The organism is Ralstonia pickettii (assembly GCF_001699815.1).
Taxonomy (GTDB): domain Bacteria; phylum Pseudomonadota; class Gammaproteobacteria; order Burkholderiales; family Burkholderiaceae; genus Ralstonia; species Ralstonia thomasii.
Genome location: NZ_MCGB01000029.1, coordinates 62116 through 77425 on the forward strand (window position 1 = coordinate 62116; position 15310 = coordinate 77425).

Below are 15310 nucleotides of genomic sequence, written 5' to 3' on the forward strand. Positions count from 1 at the left end.
ACAGCCGAGTGCCAGCAGCGTCATTGCCATGCCCGAGCAGCGCGTTGTGCAGGTGCAAGACCTGAGCGTGCGCTTTGCCACGTCCGAGCGCGTGGTCGACGCGGTGCGCAACCTGTCGTTCCACGTCGACCGGGGCGAGACGCTGGCCGTGGTGGGCGAATCGGGTTCGGGCAAGTCGGTGACGTCGCTGGCGCTGATGCGGCTGGTGGAACACGGCGGCGGCAAGATCGTCGGCGGGCAGATGCATCTGCGCCGCCGCAACGGCGAGGTGCTGGACTTGGCCAACGCCAGCTCAGCCGCCATGCGCGGCGTGCGCGGCGCCGACATCGCGATGATCTTTCAGGAGCCGATGACCTCGCTCAACCCGGTGTTCACCGTGGGCGAACAGATTGCCGAATCGATCCGCCTGCACCAGGGCAAGTCCGCCAGCGAAGCCAAGGCCGAGGCGCTGCGCATGCTCGAGCTGGTGCGCATTCCGGAAGCGCGCAATGTGCTGGGGCGCTATCCGCACCAACTGTCGGGCGGCATGCGCCAGCGCGTGATGATTGCGATGGCGCTTTCATGCAAACCGTCGTTGCTGATTGCGGATGAGCCGACTACCGCGCTGGACGTGACCATCCAGGCGGAAATCCTGCAACTGATCCGCGCGCTGCAGCAGGAACTGCACATGGCGGTGGTGTTCATCACGCACGACATGGGCGTAGTGGCGGAAGTGGCCGACCGCGTGCTCGTGATGTACAAGGGCGATCGCGTGGAAGAGGGCCCGTCGGCCACGGTGTTTGCACAGCCGGCGCATCCGTATACGCGTGCGCTGCTGTCGGCGGTGCCGCGCCTGGGCTCGATGCAGGGCACCGATGGCCCGGCCCGCTTTCCTCTGTTGCGGGTGGACGGCACGGCCGCCGCGGTCGATACGACACCGCAGCCGGCGGCGTCGCACGATGTGCAACCCATTTTGCGTGTGCGTGATCTCGTCACGCGCTTTGACGTGCCCACGGGCATCTTCGGCCGCGTTACGCGCCGGGTGCATGCTGTGGAGCAGGTCAGTTTCGATCTCTACCCTGGTGAGACGCTGGCGCTGGTCGGCGAATCGGGCTGCGGCAAGTCGACGACGGGACGGTCGCTCTTGCGCCTGGTGGACAGCCAGAGCGGCAGCATCGAATTTGCCGGCCAGAACATCGGCGAGCTGAAGGGGCCCGCCCTCCAGACGCTTCGCCGAAACATCCAGTTCATCTTCCAGGACCCATTCGCCTCGCTGGACCCGCGCGTGCCGGTCGGCTACTCCATCATGGAGCCGCTGCTGGTGCATAAGGTGGCCTCCGGCAAAGAGGCACAGCAACGCGTGGAATGGCTGCTCGACAAGGTGGGCCTGCAGGCCGCGCATGCATCGCGCTATCCGCACGAGTTCTCCGGCGGGCAGCGCCAGCGCATCTGCATTGCGCGCGCGCTGGCATTGAACCCGAAGGTGGTGATTGCCGATGAGTCGGTGTCCGCGCTGGATGTGTCGATCCAGGCGCAGATCGTCAACCTGATGCTCGACCTGCAGAAGGAGTTTGGCGTTGCGTTCCTGTTCATCTCGCACGACATGGCCGTGGTGGAGCGCATCAGCCATCGCGTGGCGGTGATGTACCTCGGCCAGATCGTCGAGATCGGCCCGCGTCGCGCCATCTTCGAAAACCCGCAGCACCCTTACACGAAGAAGCTGATGTCGGCCGTGCCGATAGCGGACCCGGCGCGCCGTCACCTGAAGCGTGAACTTTCCACGCACGAAATCCCCAGCCCGATCCGTGCCGTTGGCGACCTGCCGGTGGTGCAGCCGTTGGTGCAAGTGGCGCCAGACCACTTTGTTGCCCGCCATTCGATTGGCGGCGCGTATTAATCGCAATACAGAACGCAGTGAGACGTCATCTTTGATGAGGAGGAAGGAAATGTTCAATCGCTTTGCTTTCAGCCCGCGCGCAGCCATGGTTGCCAGCGGCCTGGCCCTGGCGGCATTCACCATGCCGGCCTTTGCCGCCAAGGACGCCGTGATGGCGGTCTACTCGACCTTCACCACGATGGACCCGTACGACGCCAACGACACGCTGTCGTTCAGCGCGGCCAAGTCGTTCTATCAAGGCCTGTTCGGCTTCGACAAGGACATGAAGCTGGTCAACGTGCTGTGCGACAGCTACGAGGTCAGCAAGGACGGCCTCGTCTACACGTTCAAGCTGAAGAAGGGCGTGAAGTTCCACGATGGCACCACGTTTGATGCCAACGCCGTCAAGGCCAACCTGGACCGCGTGACCGACCCGGCCAACAAGCTCAAGCGTTTCGTGCTGTTCAACCGCGTGGCCAAGACCGAAGTTGTTGACCCGACCACCGCCCGCGTGACGCTCAAGGAGCCGTTCTCGCCGTTCATCAACGTGCTGGCCCATCCGTCGGCGGCGATGATCTCGCCCACGGCGCTCAAGAAGTACGGCAAGGACATCGCGTTCCACCCGGTCGGCACCGGGCCGTTCGAATTTGTCGAGTGGAAGCAGACCGACTACCTGAAGGGCAAGAAATTCGACGGCTACTGGAAACACGGCCTGCCGAAGATCGACACCATCACCTGGAAGCCGGTGGTCGACAACAACACGCGCGCCACCATCATGCAGACGGGCGAGGCCGACTTTGCGTTCACGATTCCGTTCGAGCAGGCTGCCGTCCTCAAGAGCAGCCCCAAGGTTGACCTGATTGCCGCGCCGTCGATCATCCAGCGCTATGTCAGCTTCAACACCAACGTGAAGCCGTTCGACAACCCCAAGGTGCGTCAGGCGATCAACTATGCGATCAACAAGGATGCGCTGACCAAGGTGGCGTTCGCGGGTTACGCCGTGCCGGCCGAAGGCGTGGTGCCGCCGGGCGTTGACTACGCGGTCAAGCTGGGCCCGTGGCCGTACAACCCGGCCAAGGCGAAAGAGCTGCTGAAGGAAGCGGGTTACCCGAACGGCTTTGAGACGCAACTGTGGTCGGCCTATAACCACACGACGGCGCAGAAGATCATCCAGTTCGTGCAGCAGCAACTGGCCCAGGTCGGCATCAAGACGTCGGTGCTGGCGCTGGAAGCCGGCCAGCGCGTCGAGCGTGTGGAAAGCGTGCCCAAGCCGGAAGACGCCGGCGTGCGCATGTATTACGCAGGCTGGTCGTCGTCGACGGGTGAGTCGGATTGGGCGCTGCGTCCGTTGCTGGCATCGGAAGCCATGCCGCCCAAGTCGTTCAACACCGCATACTACAAGAACGAGCAGGTGGATGCCGACATCGCGGGCGCACTGCGCACGACCGATCGCGCTGAGAAGTCGAAGCTCTACACCGACGCGCAGAAGCGCATCTGGGAAGACGCACCGTGGGCCTTCCTGGTGACGGAGAAGATCGTCTACGCGCGCTCGAAGCGTCTGTCGGGTGCCTACGTCGCGCCGGACGGTTCGTTCAGCTTCGACGACATCGACGTCAAGCAATAAGCCTCATTGCCGTACCGGCCCGCGCAGCCTTGCGCGGGCCATTGAAATGCCGCCTGCGGTGGATTTGCCATGCTGAACTACTTCATTAAACGTGCGCTGGGCGTGATCCCGACACTGCTGATCGTGGCAGTGCTGGTGTTCCTGTTCGTGCATCTGTTGCCCGGCGACCCGGCGCGTTTGGCCGCCGGCCCCGAAGCGGACGAGATGACGGTCGATCTCGTCCGCAAGGACCTGGGCCTGGACAAGCCGATGCACGAGCAGTTCGTGCGCTTCTTCGCCAACGCCGCACGTGGTGAATTCGGCAACTCCATCCGCACCAAGCGCCCGGTGAGCGAAGAGATTGGCGAACGCTTCTGGCCGACGCTCAATCTGACGATCACCAGCATGGTGTGGGCGGTGATCTTCGGCATGGTGATCGGCATCACATCCGCCGTGTGGCGCAACAAGTGGCCTGACCGCCTGGGCATGACGCTCGCCGTGTCGGGCATCTCGTTCCCCGCGTTCGCACTGGGCATGCTGCTGATGGAAGTGTTCTCGGTGCAGCTTGGCTGGCTGCCAGCCATCGGTGCGGACACCTGGAAGCACTACATCCTGCCTTCGCTCACGCTGGGCGCTGCAGTGGCTGCCGTGATGGCGCGCTTCACGCGTGCGTCGTTCGTGGAAGTGCTGCAGGAAGATTTCGTGCGCACCGCCCGTGCCAAGGGCGTGCGCGAGACTGTGGTGGTCATCAAGCATTGCCTGCGCAACGCGATGATCCCGGTGGTCACGATGATGGGCCTGCAGTTCGGTTTTCTGCTGGGCGGCTCGATCGTCGTGGAGAAGGTGTTCAACTGGCCAGGCCTCGGCCGTCTGCTGGTGGATGCGGTGGAAATGCGCGACTACCCGGTCATCCAGGCCGAGGTGCTGCTGTTCTCGCTGGAGTTCATCCTGATCAACCTTGTGGTGGACATGCTGTACACCGTCATCAACCCCACCATCCGCTACAAAAAGTAAGGAGGCCGCCATGACCCAAGCCGCAAGCCAGGCGGTCGCACCGCAAGCCGCCACCGAACCCGTTCGCACCCCCTGGACGGAGTTCTGGCGCAAGTTCCGCAAGCAGCATCTGGCGATGGGCGCCGGTGTGTTCGTGATCGCGCTGGTATTGATCGCCATCCTCGCGCCGCACATCGTGCCGTTCGATGCGGAAAACTATTTCGACTACGACGCGCTCAACGCGGGGCCGTCGGCGCAGCATTGGTTCGGCGTCGATTCGCTGGGCCGCGACATCTTCAGCCGCATCCTGATGGGCACACGCATCTCGCTGGAAGCGGGCTTCGTGTCGGTCATCATCGGCGCCATCATAGGCACCATGCTCGGCCTGTTGGCCGGCTACTACGAAGGCTGGTGGGACCGCATCGTCATGCGCATCTCCGACGTGCTGTTTGCCTTCCCCGGCATCCTGCTGGCCATCGGCATCGTGGCCATCCTGGGCAACGGCATGATCAACGTGATCTTTGCCGTGGCGGTGTTCAGCATTCCGGCATTTGCGCGGCTGGTGCGCGGCAACACGCTCATGCTCAAGCACCTGACGTATGTGGAAGCCGCGCGCAGCATCGGCGCATCCGACTGGACGATCATCATGCGGCACATCCTGCCGGGCACGATTTCATCCATCGTCGTGTACTTCTCGATGCGGATCGGCACCTCCATCATCACCGCTGCCAGCCTCTCGTTCCTGGGCCTTGGCGCCCAGCCGCCCACGCCGGAGTGGGGCGCGATGCTCAACGAGGCGCGCGCCGACATGGTGACGGCGCCGCACGTGGCGATCTTCCCGAGCCTGGCCATCTTCCTGACCGTGCTGGCGTTCAACCTGCTGGGCGACGGCCTGCGCGACGCGCTGGACCCGAAGATCGACCGCCGCTGAGTCTGCTCGCATGTCTCTGAGTCTTCCGCACATCGGCGCACTGCCCGCGGGCGTACGCAACAGCATCGCCGACGTGGCGGGCGTGACCGTCGGCCACGCCACACTGGCAGGCGGTGCCATCCAGTCCGGCGTGACCGTGGTACGCCCGCATGCCGGCGACCCGTTCCTCGACAAGGTGCCGGCCGCCAGCGTGGTGCTCAACGGTTTCGGCAAGAGCATCGGCCTGGTGCAGGTGGGCGAGCTGGGTGTGCTCGAAACGCCGATTGCGCTGACCAACACGTTCGCTGTGGGTGCGGTGGCGCAGGCGCAGATCCGCCAGGCGGTGGCGGCTAACCCGCAGATCGGCCGCGCGTGGTCGACCGTCAATCCGCTCGTCTTTGAATGCAATGACGGCTACTTGAACGACCTGCAGGCTTTTGCCGTGCAGGACGTGCACTACGACGCGGCCTACGCTGCGGCAGGCCAAGCGTTTGAGCAGGGCGCGGTCGGGGCAGGGCGCGGGATGTCGTCGTTTGGCGTGAAGGGCGGCATCGGTTCTGCATCGCGCGTGGTGACACTCGCCGACGGCGCACAACGTACGGTCGGCGCGCTCGTGCTGTCCAACTTTGGCGTGACCAAAAACCTGACGCTTGGCGGGCGCAACGTCGGTGCGGAGCTGGCGAAAGCGCTGGCCGCCAGCACACCGGAGCCTGAGAAGGGATCAATCATCATGCTGCTCGCCACCGACGCGCCGCTGGACGCGCGCCAGTTGCGCCGCCTTGCCTTGCGCGCGGGCGCGGGCCTGGCACGCACCGGCTCTGTCTTTGGTCATGGCAGCGGCGATATCGCACTGGCGTTCTCCACTGCCTACACCGTGCCGCACGAAGGCGCGCGCGCCATGCCGGCCGTCGCCATGACGCACGAATCGCATCTCGACCCGCTGTTCCAGGCCGCCGCTGACAGCGTCGAACAAGCCATCGTGCACGCGCTGTTCCACGCAACAGCCGTCACCGGCCGCGACGGCAACGCCCGCCGCGCACTGACCGAATTGCTCTGACCTGACCCATGCGAATCCTGATTTCCGCCGACATCGAAGGCGTGGCCAACGTGTTCCACCCCGAGCAGACGCGCGCCGGTAACGGCGAATACGAGCGCGCCCGCCGCTGGATGACCGCCGAAGCCGACGCCGCCGTCCGCGGTGCCTTCGACGGTGGCGCCACGGACGTGCTCGTTAACGATTCGCACGGCGGTTTCCGCAACCTCATCCCCGATTCCATCGACCGCCGCGCACGCTTCGTCCTCGGCAAGCCGCGCTACCTCAGCATGATGGCCGGCGTGGACGGCTGCGATGCCGTCTGCATGATCGGTTACCACGCGCGCGCCGGCAGCCGCGGCGTGCTGGCGCACACCATCAACAGCTTTGCGTTTGCGCGCGTCTGGTTCAACGAGCAGGAACTGGGCGAGGCCGGCCTCTACGGCGCCCTGGCCGGGGAGCGCGGCGTGCCGGTGGCCGTTGCCAGCGGCGACGACGTGTTCATCAAGGAAACCAAGCCGCTGCTGCCGCACACCACCTTTGTCGAGACCAAGCAGGCCGAAGGCCACAACGCGGGGACATCGCTCTCGCCCGAGCAGTCGTGCGAGGCCATCTACGCAGCCGTGAAAGCCACGGTGCAGCGGGGGCATTTCAGCATGCCGCTGCGCCTCCAGGCGCCGATCGTATGCCGCCTGCAGACGCAAACGCCCGCATTGGCCGACCTGTTCTGCCAATGGCCCGCCCTCGAGCGCGTCGACGGCACGATGCTGCGCTTCGCCGCCGACTCCGTCGAACATGCCGTGCGCATGCTCAACAGCCTCTCCGCCATGTCCGCGATGCTGCGTTAAGCGCCAACTCTTCACGGCACATCAAAGCGTCAGCGCGCGTGCAGACGGTTTGGCCGTTCATGCCCTAGATGGCGCCTTGAATTTCTGTAAGCAGGCGGAAAAAAGACGGGGAACTATCTGAGCGAAGCGAGTTTTCCCCGTCTCCGCCCGGTTACATAAATTCAAGGGGAAGTCGCCATCTCGGGCGCGCCTTTCTTTGCTTACTTTCTTTGGCAGCGAGACAAAGAAAGTGAGTCGGCCCCGGCAGGGGGCGAAACAGGGGATGCACAGTGAGCACATTGCGCACTCCCCAACCCAGCGTAAACTTCGGATACCCAACCCCGAAGGAGCCTCCCATGACCCGCGCACTCACACTCGGCATGCTGCTCTGTGCGCTTGCGCTAACAGCCTGCGAACGCCGCCCCTCGCCATCGAGCCCACCGACGCCGCAGACTTCCAAAGCCGAAAAGGCGGCCGCCGCACTGGCCAAGGCCGCCGCAGAGTTCAAATGCCCCGGGCCATCCGCGCGCTTCATGTTGGACGACGGCACCAACCGTGGTCCCAAGCAACCGATCCGCACCAATTGCACTACCGCCTACGCCACCTGCGACGCACAGTCGCAAGCCGTCTTCGATCATTGTCCGAGCGGCCAGGTATTCGACAAACGTTTCAGTATCTGCGTGGTGAAAGACGCGTGTGACGAGGTGACGTCCTGATGACCTGACGGCTGACGTGCGCGGGAGCCGGGCGGTGGACTAAACCAGCAGCGTTGCACCTGCCCAGGCAATCAGCACAACGCCCAGCACACGGCCGGCCTGTTCGCCGCGGGGCAGTATCTTCTCCACGAAGACGATCACGGACAGGGCGGCAATCCAGACGAGATTCATGATGCCGCCCACAAACAGCAGCGCCATCAGCACCCAGCAGCAGCCCACGCAGTATGCGCCGTGGCGTGTGCCGAGCACGAAGCTGCCGGCAGCGCCAGGGCGCCAATGCGCCGTCAGGAAGCCCACCGGCGAGCGGCACTGCGCCAGGCACGCGTGCTTGAGCGCGGAGAACTGATATGCCCCCGCCGCCGCCAGCACCGTTGCGGAGAGTACCGCGCTCTTTGACCACAGCATCATTTCTGAAATGAGACCCGTCGGCTGCAGCGCCACCTGCAGGGATGCCGCACCCAGGGAGAAGGCCAGCCACGCAGTCAGGTAACCGGCCAGAAGACATACCGAGAGGATTGCCGACCTGGCTTCGGTCGTGCCGTGGTGCCGCAGTACACGCCGGTACAGCAGAATGAGCGGCGCCGCGCTCGGCGTCATCATCGCGGTCATCATCACCCACCACATCAGGGTCACAGTGGGCAACGATGCATCCATGCCGCCGATGCCACCAGGCAATCGATGCGGAAACAGCGTGAGTGTCGTCATGTCGAGTGCAGACATGCCCATGCCTGCACCCGTCCACAGATACCACCAAGACAGCGCGACAACGGCAACGACGCCGAATGCCGTGATGACGCGCTCGCGTTGGAGGACGCTTTCGAGGCCGCTCATGCGGCGGTGCGGTGCCGAATCGGTCCCTTGTTGTTCAGGTGCAGTCGCGCGAATTGCCCGTAGGAATCCTTGAGGTCTAGCGCGATGTTGCCCTGTGAGCGACTGGTGGCGGAGCCAACCTCGGCCAGCTCGTACTCGAAGCCGTGCGGCAGATCGATGCGGGCACGGTGCTCCGCGCCCGTTACCGGATTGCGGATCGGTTCGCCAACGGTATCGAATACGCCATCAACATGAATCCGGCCACGTCGGGCATCGACATCGACGTCGTAGTCGATCTGCGTGACGATCGGATCGAATACCTGTTCAAGTGTCGATGCAAATACCGAAAACATCGTTGCGAACGGCTCGGTATCTTGCCCTGCCATGATTTTCAGGATGGCTTCGCGTTGCGCCGGCGTGGCATGCTTGTCGACGACCGGCTGGCATCTGCCTTTGCCTTCGTGGATGGGGCCGGGCCATTGGAACACGACCGCGATCTTCACGCCGTCGAGTTGCACATTGCCGTGATGGCCGCTGTCGATCGAGATCGCGCCCATCGCTTCGCAGAAGCCTTTGGTTGGCAGCGCGTTGAACTGGCACGGGCAACCGTATGAGCAATTGCAGTTGATGAGTTCGGTCCCTTGGATTTCCCACGGAGTCATGGTGGTTCTCCTGGAGCTTCCAGGCGCTTGCGCGCCTGACGCAGGTCGTCGGACGACGGATTGCGTGGCTGGAATCTAGGGCGCGTGGCTTATGGCGTGCGCACCTTCCACGCATAATCAGACCCTAGTGCACGGCAAGGGGAAGTCAAGACAGGGATTGGGCCGCATGGACGATGGACCCGGATGCATCTTGCGGCGCAAGGCAGGATGCCCCGGCGATGCAGAAGCGCGAAACCGTTGCGGCGGTTCCGGCAGCGGATGCTGCCTTGCCAGCGATACCTAGCGCGCCTGCTGCACTGTCAGGAGGCGCGCTTGGCGCAGCGTCTTACAGCGCTTCGCGCGTGACGAGGAACACCTGGTCTTCGCCTGCGCTGGTCGGCAGCCAGACCAAGTCGAGATCCGGGAACGCCGCCTCAACGTTTTCACGCTCGTTGCCGATTTCCACCACCAGCACGCCGTGCGGCTTCAAGTGGCGCGGTGCATCGGCCAGGATGCGGCGTACGATGTCCATGCCGTCGTTGCCGCCGGCCAGCGCCATGTGCGGCTCGGCGCGGTACTCGGGCGGCAGCGCCTGCATCGACGCCTCGTTTACGTACGGCGGATTCGTCAGGATCACGTCGTAGTGCACACCCGGCGGCAGCGGCGCATACAGGTCGCCCTCATGCAGGCGGATGCGGTCTTGCAGGCGGTATTCGTCGACATTGCGATTGGCCACCACCAGTGCATCCGGCGACAGGTCCACCGCATCGATGGTTGCATTGGGCCATTGCAGCGCAGCCAGGATCGACAGGCAGCCCGAGCCGGTGCATAGCTCCAGCACATCGGTCGGGCCGTCCTCCTGGTCGATCCACGGTTCCAGACCGTCTTCCAGCAATTCGCCGATGAAGCTGCGCGGCACGATCACGCGCTCGTCCACATAGAAGCGCATGCCGTGCATGAACGCCTCGTGCGTGATGTACGCGGCGGGCACGCGGTCGACGGCGCGGCGCTCGATCACCTTCAGCACGGCAGCCACTTCTTCGGGCAGCAGGCGCGCATCCAGGAATGGCTCCAGCGTGTCGATCGGCAGATGCAGCGTGTGCAGGATCAGGTAAGCGGCTTCGTCGTAGGCGTTCTCGCTGCCGTGGCCGAAGACAAGCCCGGCGGCGGTGAAGCGCGACACGGCGTAGCGCAGCAGGTCGCGCACGGTCGTGAACGGGTGGGAGGCGGGGAGGGTAGGCGTGGTCATGGTGACGGATATGGCTCAGCGTTGGGTGGCAGCGAGCAGGTCGACGTAGGCCACGTCGAGCAGGTCGGATTCGGCAATGCCGAGGGCGTGCATCAGTTGGTGGGCGATCTTCACGCCCTCGTCTTCGGATTGCGTGTCGCGCAGCACGACTTCGAGTTCGACGAAATCGCCGAGGTCTTTCACCGCATCGACATGAATGCGCGTCTGACCGGCGAGATACAGCTGGCGCACCTTCATGACCCGGCCGGCGGCGCCGATGGCGGCGGCCAGCGTGTCGCGCAGGGCATCGGGCGCGTTGGTCGGAACGATGTGGTAGCTGGACACCCGCGGGCCGGTGCTGTTGGCACGGAAGTAGTGGATCAGCTCCCCGCGCTCGGGCGAGAACTGCCGCAGCTTCAGGCGCCCGTTCGCGCAGGCAAAGAACGTGTCGTCCTGCTCGATGCGTTCGGGGCCGGAATCTGCGATGGCAGCCGCGCGTTCAATGAGCGCAGCCACATCGCGCACACGTGCCTTGATCTCGACGTTGCGCGCCATCGGGGGCAACCTCAGGCGATCAACGTTTCCAAGACGCGGCGATACACGTTTTTCAGCGGCTCGATAAACGCCACTTCGACGTGCTCGTCGATCTTGTGGATGCTCGCGTTCGGCGGGCCGAACTCGATCACCTGCGGGCAGATCTTGGCGATGAAGCGGCCGTCCGAGGTACCGCCCGTGGTCGACAGTTCGGTGGTCACGCCGCACTCGGCCTGGATGGCGGAGGCGAGGGCTTCGGACAGCTCGCCGCGCTCGGTCAGGAAGGGCTCGCCGCCCAGCGTCCAGTCGAGCGTGTAGTCGAGGCCGTGCGCATCGAGAATGCTGTGCACGCGCGCCTTCAGGCCGTCCGGCGTGCTCGCGGTCGAGAAGCGGAAGTTGAAGTCGATCGTGACGTGGCCGGGAATGATGTTCGTCGCGCCCGTGCCGCCGTGAATATTCGACATCTGCCACGTGGTCGGCGGGAAGTAGGCATTGCCGTCGTCCCACTTCGCGGCGGCCAGCTCGGCCAGCGCGGGGGCAGCCATGTGGATCGGATTCTTGGCCAGATGCGGATAGGCGATGTGGCCCTGTACCCCGTTGACGGTGAGCTTGCCCGACAGCGAACCGCGTCGCCCGTTCTTGACCATGTCGCCGAGGGTCGACACCGAAGTCGGCTCACCGACCACGCAGTAATCGAGGCGCTCGCCGCGTGCGCGGAGCAGGTCGCATACCTTGACGGTGCCGTCGTGCGCCGGGCCTTCTTCGTCGCTGGTGATCAGAAAGCCGATCGAGCCGGCGTGGTCCGGGTGCTTGGCAACAAATTCTTCCGAGGCCACCACGAAGCCGGCAATCGACGTCTTCATGTCTGCCGCGCCGCGCGCGTAGAGCTTGCCGTCACGGTGCGTCGGTTCGAAGGGATCGGAGTGCCATTGCTCGACGGGGCCGGTGGGCACCACATCGGTGTGGCCAGCGAACACGAGCAGCTTGCCGTCGGTGCCGGCGCGCCCGCGCTTGACCGCCCACAGGTTAGTTACCCGAAAGTGGTCCGGGCCGCTGATCACGGTTTCGCATTCGAACCCGGCGGCGGTCAGGCGTTCGATCAGCACGTCCTGACAGCCCTTGTCTTCGGGCGTGACGGAGCGGCGGCGGATCAGGTCTTCAGTGAGGGCAAGCGTGGGCTGGATGTGGGACATGACAGACAGTCACCGTGATGTGTTGTTTTGGTTAGAACAGGGTCGCGTACTGATCCGCCGAGAAGCCGACATTGACGCTTTTGCCGTGCACGAGCACCGGGCGCTTGATCAGCGACGGATTCGCCTGCATCAGCGCGATTGCGCCGGCTTCGTCTCCAGCGCGGGCCTTGTCGGCGTCAGACAAGGCGCGCCACGTGGTGCCCTTGCGGTTGAGCAGCGTGGTGAGCGGCACATGCTTGAGCCAGCCGGCCAGCATGTCGGCGCTCACGCCTTGCTTCTTGAAATCGTGAAACGTGTAGACCACGCCGTTCGATTCGAGCCACGTGCGGGCTTTCTTCACGGTGTCGCAATTGGGGATGCCATGCAGGGTCGTCATGGTGGGATTCGCAATCAGTGTCGAGAGGCTTGCAGGGCAAAGGAGAGCGCGGCAACCGCCAATGCAAAGCCGACGGACGCCAGCCACGTCATGCGCTTGAGGCGGCGCTCCAGCCGCGCGGCTTCGTCGCGCAGCGCGTCGATGGTGATGGCGTGCTGCTCGGCCAGCAGCTTGACGGATTCGGCCTGCTGCAGGATCGCCGCTTCCAGCTCGGCGATGCGTGTATTCGGGTCGGGCGCGGCGCCTTCTTCGCGGGCGGGTTCGGTGCCTGTTTTCTTGCGGTTCTTGAACTTGTCGATGGTCTTGTTCGCCTGCTCCAGGATGGTGGGCAACAGCGACAAGACAGTACCGATGGTGTTTGGATCAAGACCCATGATGCGTTGGCGCAGCTTGCCGAAGCGGGTGCCGGTGGCATTGTGTTCGGACATTGCTGCGCTTGAAGTGGTTGGCATGCCTGCAAGACTAGCAGGCATGCCTTGCGCCGGGGCTTAGTCGCCGCGCAGCAGCTCGTTCAGGCCAACCTTGGCGCGCGTCTTGGCGTCGACCTTCTTGACGATCACGGCGCAGTACAGGCTGTGCGAGCCGTCCTTCGACGGCAGGTTGCCCGCCACCACCACCGAGCCCGCCGGGATGCGGCCGTAGCTGACTTCACCGGTTTCGCGGTCGTAGATCTTGGTCGACTGGCCCAGGTACACGCCCATCGAGATCACCGAGTTTTCTTCAACGATCACGCCTTCCACCACTTCCGAGCGGGCACCGATGAAGCAGTTGTCTTCGATGATGACCGGGTTGGCCTGCAGCGGCTCCAGCACGCCGCCGATGCCCACGCCGCCCGACAGGTGGACGTTCTTGCCGATCTGTGCGCACGAACCGACGGTGGCCCACGTGTCGACCATCGTGCCTTCATCCACATAGGCGCCGATGTTCACGTACGACGGCATCAGCACGGCGTTCTTGGCGATGAACGAGCCACGGCGCGCCACGGCCGGCGGCACCACGCGGAAGCCGCCCGCCGCGAAGTCTTCGGCCGTGTAGTTGGCGAACTTGCTCGGCACCTTGTCGTAGAACTGCGTGAAGCCGCCGGCAGCCATCGGCGCGTTGTCTTCCAGGCGGAACGACAGCAGCACGGCTTTCTTGATCCACTGATTGACGATCCACTCGCCGTCCTGCTTCTCGGCCACGCGCAGCGCGCCACGATCGAGCTGGCCGATCACGTTGGCGACGGCTTCACGGACATCGGCCGGAGCGGACTTGGGCGACAGGTTGGCGCGGTCTTCCCACGCTTGGTCGATCAGGGATTGCAGTTGTTGCGTCATGGTCTTGTTGGCTCTCGGAGAGGAAACAGAAGAGAAAAATTCAGGATCAGCGTTGCTGGCAGAACTCGACGATGCGGCGGGCGCCTTCCAGGCATTCGTCCACGCCGGCTACCAGCGCGATGCGCACGTAGTCCTGGCCCGGATTCGTGCCGTGCGCCTCGCGGGCGAGGTAGCTTCCGGGCAGCACGGCGACGTTCTTGGCGGCCAGCAACTGGCGCGCGAATTCAGTGTCCGACAGGCCCGTGCGCTTGACGTTGGCCCAGAGGTAGAAGGCTGCATCGGGCAGGGCCACGTCCAGCACCTCGGCCAGCATCGGCGTGACCTGCTGGAACTTCTTGACGTATTGCGCGCGGTTGTCGCGCACGTGGGTCTCGTCATTCCACGCAGCGATGCTAGCGGACTGCACCGACGGGCTCATCGCGCTGCCGTGATACGTGCGATACAGCAGATAGGCCTTGAGCAGCTTGGCGTCGCCGGCCACGAAACCGGAGCGCATGCCCGGCACGTTGGAGCGCTTCGAAAGGCTCGAGAACATCACCAGGCGGTCAAAGCCGCGGCCCAGCTGGTGCGCGGCCTGCAGGGCGCCCAGCGGCGGGTTGGTCTCGTCGAAATAGATCTCGGAATAGCACTCGTCCGACGCAATGATGAAGCCATATTCATCCGACAGCGCGAAGAGCTGCTTCCAGTCTTCGAGCGTGAGCACGGCGCCGGTCGGGTTGCCCGGGCTGCATACGAAGACGAGCTGCACGTTGCGCCATTCTTCGGGCGTGATCGCGGCAAACTCGGGCGCGTAGTTGCGCGCCGGGTCGCTGTTGGCGAACAGCGGCGTGGCGCCGGCCAGCAGCGCCGAGCCTTCGTAGATTTGATAGAACGGGTTCGGGCACAGCACGCGGGCGCCGGGCTTGCTGCCGTCAATCACGGTCTGCGCGAACGAGAACAGCGCCTCGCGCGAGCCGTTGACGGGGATGACTTCAGTGGCTGGGTCGACCTTCGGCAAGCCGTAGCGGCGCTCCAGCCATGCAGCGATGCACTGTCGCAGTGCATCGGAACCGAGCGTCGTGGGATAATTCGCCAGCCCGCCAAGCGCCGCCGTCAGCGCGTCTTTCACCAGGGCCGGCGTCGGGTGCTTGGGTTCACCGATCCCGAAGCTGATCGGCGTATGGACGGCGCTGGGCGTGACGTCCTTCACAAGCGCTTTCAGTTTCTCGAACGGATACGGCTGCAGGGCGGACAGGCGCGGATTCACGGTGTTGGGCGGCGGTGTTGGGCTGGTTG

The 15310-nt window shown here is 64.5% G+C and carries 16 protein-coding genes; 7 read left to right on the plus strand and 9 right to left on the minus strand.

Going from position 1 to position 15310, the window contains the following annotated elements; genetic code table 11:
- Window positions 1–28: 28 nt before the first annotated feature.
- The 7 genes from BEK68_RS05820 (at window position 29) to BEK68_RS05850 (ending at window position 7937) form a co-directional block, all read left to right on the plus strand.
- Window positions 29–1876, plus strand: a complete 1848-nt coding sequence (locus BEK68_RS05820; protein WP_220485452.1) for a dipeptide ABC transporter ATP-binding protein — start codon at window positions 29–31, stop codon at window positions 1874–1876.
- Between the two features lie 49 nt (window positions 1877–1925).
- Window positions 1926–3479 carry a glutathione ABC transporter substrate-binding protein GsiB gene (gsiB, locus tag BEK68_RS05825; RefSeq protein ID WP_012435434.1) on the plus strand — a complete coding sequence of 518 codons (1554 nt, stop codon included), beginning with the start codon at window positions 1926–1928 and terminating at the stop codon, window positions 3477–3479.
- A gap of 69 nt (window positions 3480–3548) precedes the next feature.
- On the plus strand, window positions 3549–4472 hold the full coding sequence (gsiC, locus tag BEK68_RS05830) for a glutathione ABC transporter permease GsiC (RefSeq protein ID WP_004626622.1): 924 nt from the start codon (window positions 3549–3551) through the stop codon (window positions 4470–4472).
- Between the two features lie 10 nt (window positions 4473–4482).
- Entirely contained in the window at window positions 4483–5382 is a 900-nt protein-coding gene (gene gsiD / locus BEK68_RS05835) for a glutathione ABC transporter permease GsiD (RefSeq protein WP_004626623.1), read from the plus strand.
- A gap of 10 nt (window positions 5383–5392) precedes the next feature.
- Window positions 5393–6418 (plus strand): P1 family peptidase, encoded by a 1026-nt coding sequence (locus BEK68_RS05840; RefSeq protein WP_012435435.1) that lies wholly within the window; start codon window positions 5393–5395, stop codon window positions 6416–6418.
- An 8-nt stretch (window positions 6419–6426) separates the two neighbouring features.
- Window positions 6427–7242 (plus strand): M55 family metallopeptidase, encoded by an 816-nt coding sequence (locus BEK68_RS05845; protein WP_012435436.1) that lies wholly within the window; start codon window positions 6427–6429, stop codon window positions 7240–7242.
- Window positions 7243–7577: 335 nt separating this feature from the next.
- Window positions 7578–7937, plus strand: coding sequence for a chitin-binding domain-containing protein (locus BEK68_RS05850; RefSeq protein WP_004626628.1), 360 nt, complete (start codon window positions 7578–7580; stop codon window positions 7935–7937).
- Between the two features lie 39 nt (window positions 7938–7976).
- Here BEK68_RS05850 and BEK68_RS05855 read toward each other — a convergent pair whose 3' ends face one another.
- From BEK68_RS05855 to dapC, 9 genes are all read right to left on the minus strand, one after another.
- Entirely contained in the window at window positions 7977–8768 is a 792-nt protein-coding gene (locus BEK68_RS05855) for a DUF2182 domain-containing protein (protein ID WP_012435437.1), read from the minus strand.
- The gene (locus BEK68_RS05860; protein ID WP_012435438.1) at window positions 8765–9409 is read right to left on the minus strand and encodes a DUF1326 domain-containing protein; all 645 of its coding nucleotides are present in this window, start codon (window positions 9407–9409) and stop codon (window positions 8765–8767) included. Before BEK68_RS05860 ends, BEK68_RS05855 begins: the two co-directional genes overlap by 4 nt.
- Before the next feature lie 325 nt (window positions 9410–9734).
- On the minus strand, window positions 9735–10637 hold the full coding sequence (gene prmB / locus BEK68_RS05865; protein WP_012435439.1) for a 50S ribosomal protein L3 N(5)-glutamine methyltransferase: 903 nt from the start codon (window positions 10635–10637) through the stop codon (window positions 9735–9737).
- 15 nt (window positions 10638–10652) lie between these two features.
- Window positions 10653–11171 (minus strand): class IV adenylate cyclase, encoded by a 519-nt coding sequence (locus BEK68_RS05870; RefSeq protein WP_012435440.1) that lies wholly within the window; start codon window positions 11169–11171, stop codon window positions 10653–10655.
- 11 nt (window positions 11172–11182) lie between these two features.
- A complete protein-coding gene (gene dapE, locus BEK68_RS05875; RefSeq protein WP_024541675.1) occupies window positions 11183–12334 on the minus strand; it encodes a succinyl-diaminopimelate desuccinylase in 1152 nt (383 codons plus the stop codon).
- Between the two features lie 40 nt (window positions 12335–12374).
- The gene (locus BEK68_RS05880) at window positions 12375–12719 is read right to left on the minus strand and encodes an arsenate reductase (RefSeq protein WP_004626639.1); all 345 of its coding nucleotides are present in this window, start codon (window positions 12717–12719) and stop codon (window positions 12375–12377) included.
- A 14-nt stretch (window positions 12720–12733) separates the two neighbouring features.
- A complete protein-coding gene (locus BEK68_RS05885; protein WP_012435442.1) occupies window positions 12734–13147 on the minus strand; it encodes a membrane protein in 414 nt (137 codons plus the stop codon).
- A gap of 60 nt (window positions 13148–13207) precedes the next feature.
- Window positions 13208–14035: a 2,3,4,5-tetrahydropyridine-2,6-dicarboxylate N-succinyltransferase gene (gene dapD, locus BEK68_RS05890; protein WP_009238252.1), complete on the minus strand. Its 828-nt coding sequence runs from the start codon at window positions 14033–14035 to the stop codon at window positions 13208–13210.
- A gap of 46 nt (window positions 14036–14081) precedes the next feature.
- On the minus strand, window positions 14082–15281 hold the full coding sequence (gene dapC / locus BEK68_RS05895; RefSeq protein WP_012435443.1) for a succinyldiaminopimelate transaminase: 1200 nt from the start codon (window positions 15279–15281) through the stop codon (window positions 14082–14084).
- Window positions 15282–15310: the final 29 nt, after the last annotated feature.

Coding starts and splice junctions, on each gene's coding strand:
- BEK68_RS05885 (WP_012435442.1), bottom strand. CDS start 13,147: ATGTCCGAACACAATGCCACCGGCACCCGCTTCGGCAAGCTGCGCCAA.
- gsiD (WP_004626623.1), top strand. CDS start 4,483: ATGACCCAAGCCGCAAGCCAGGCGGTCGCACCGCAAGCCGCCACCGAA.
- gsiB (WP_012435434.1), top strand. CDS start 1,926: ATGTTCAATCGCTTTGCTTTCAGCCCGCGCGCAGCCATGGTTGCCAGC.
- BEK68_RS05860 (WP_012435438.1), bottom strand. CDS start 9,409: ATGACTCCGTGGGAAATCCAAGGGACCGAACTCATCAACTGCAATTGC.
- gsiC (WP_004626622.1), top strand. CDS start 3,549: ATGCTGAACTACTTCATTAAACGTGCGCTGGGCGTGATCCCGACACTG.
- dapD (WP_009238252.1), bottom strand. CDS start 14,035: ATGACGCAACAACTGCAATCCCTGATCGACCAAGCGTGGGAAGACCGC.
- BEK68_RS05850 (WP_004626628.1), top strand. CDS start 7,578: ATGACCCGCGCACTCACACTCGGCATGCTGCTCTGTGCGCTTGCGCTA.
- BEK68_RS05820 (WP_220485452.1), top strand. CDS start 29: ATGCCCGAGCAGCGCGTTGTGCAGGTGCAAGACCTGAGCGTGCGCTTT.
- BEK68_RS05855 (WP_012435437.1), bottom strand. CDS start 8,768: ATGAGCGGCCTCGAAAGCGTCCTCCAACGCGAGCGCGTCATCACGGCA.
- prmB (WP_012435439.1), bottom strand. CDS start 10,637: ATGACCACGCCTACCCTCCCCGCCTCCCACCCGTTCACGACCGTGCGC.
- BEK68_RS05880 (WP_004626639.1), bottom strand. CDS start 12,719: ATGACGACCCTGCATGGCATCCCCAATTGCGACACCGTGAAGAAAGCC.
- BEK68_RS05870 (WP_012435440.1), bottom strand. CDS start 11,171: ATGGCGCGCAACGTCGAGATCAAGGCACGTGTGCGCGATGTGGCTGCG.
- BEK68_RS05840 (WP_012435435.1), top strand. CDS start 5,393: ATGTCTCTGAGTCTTCCGCACATCGGCGCACTGCCCGCGGGCGTACGC.
- BEK68_RS05845 (WP_012435436.1), top strand. CDS start 6,427: ATGCGAATCCTGATTTCCGCCGACATCGAAGGCGTGGCCAACGTGTTC.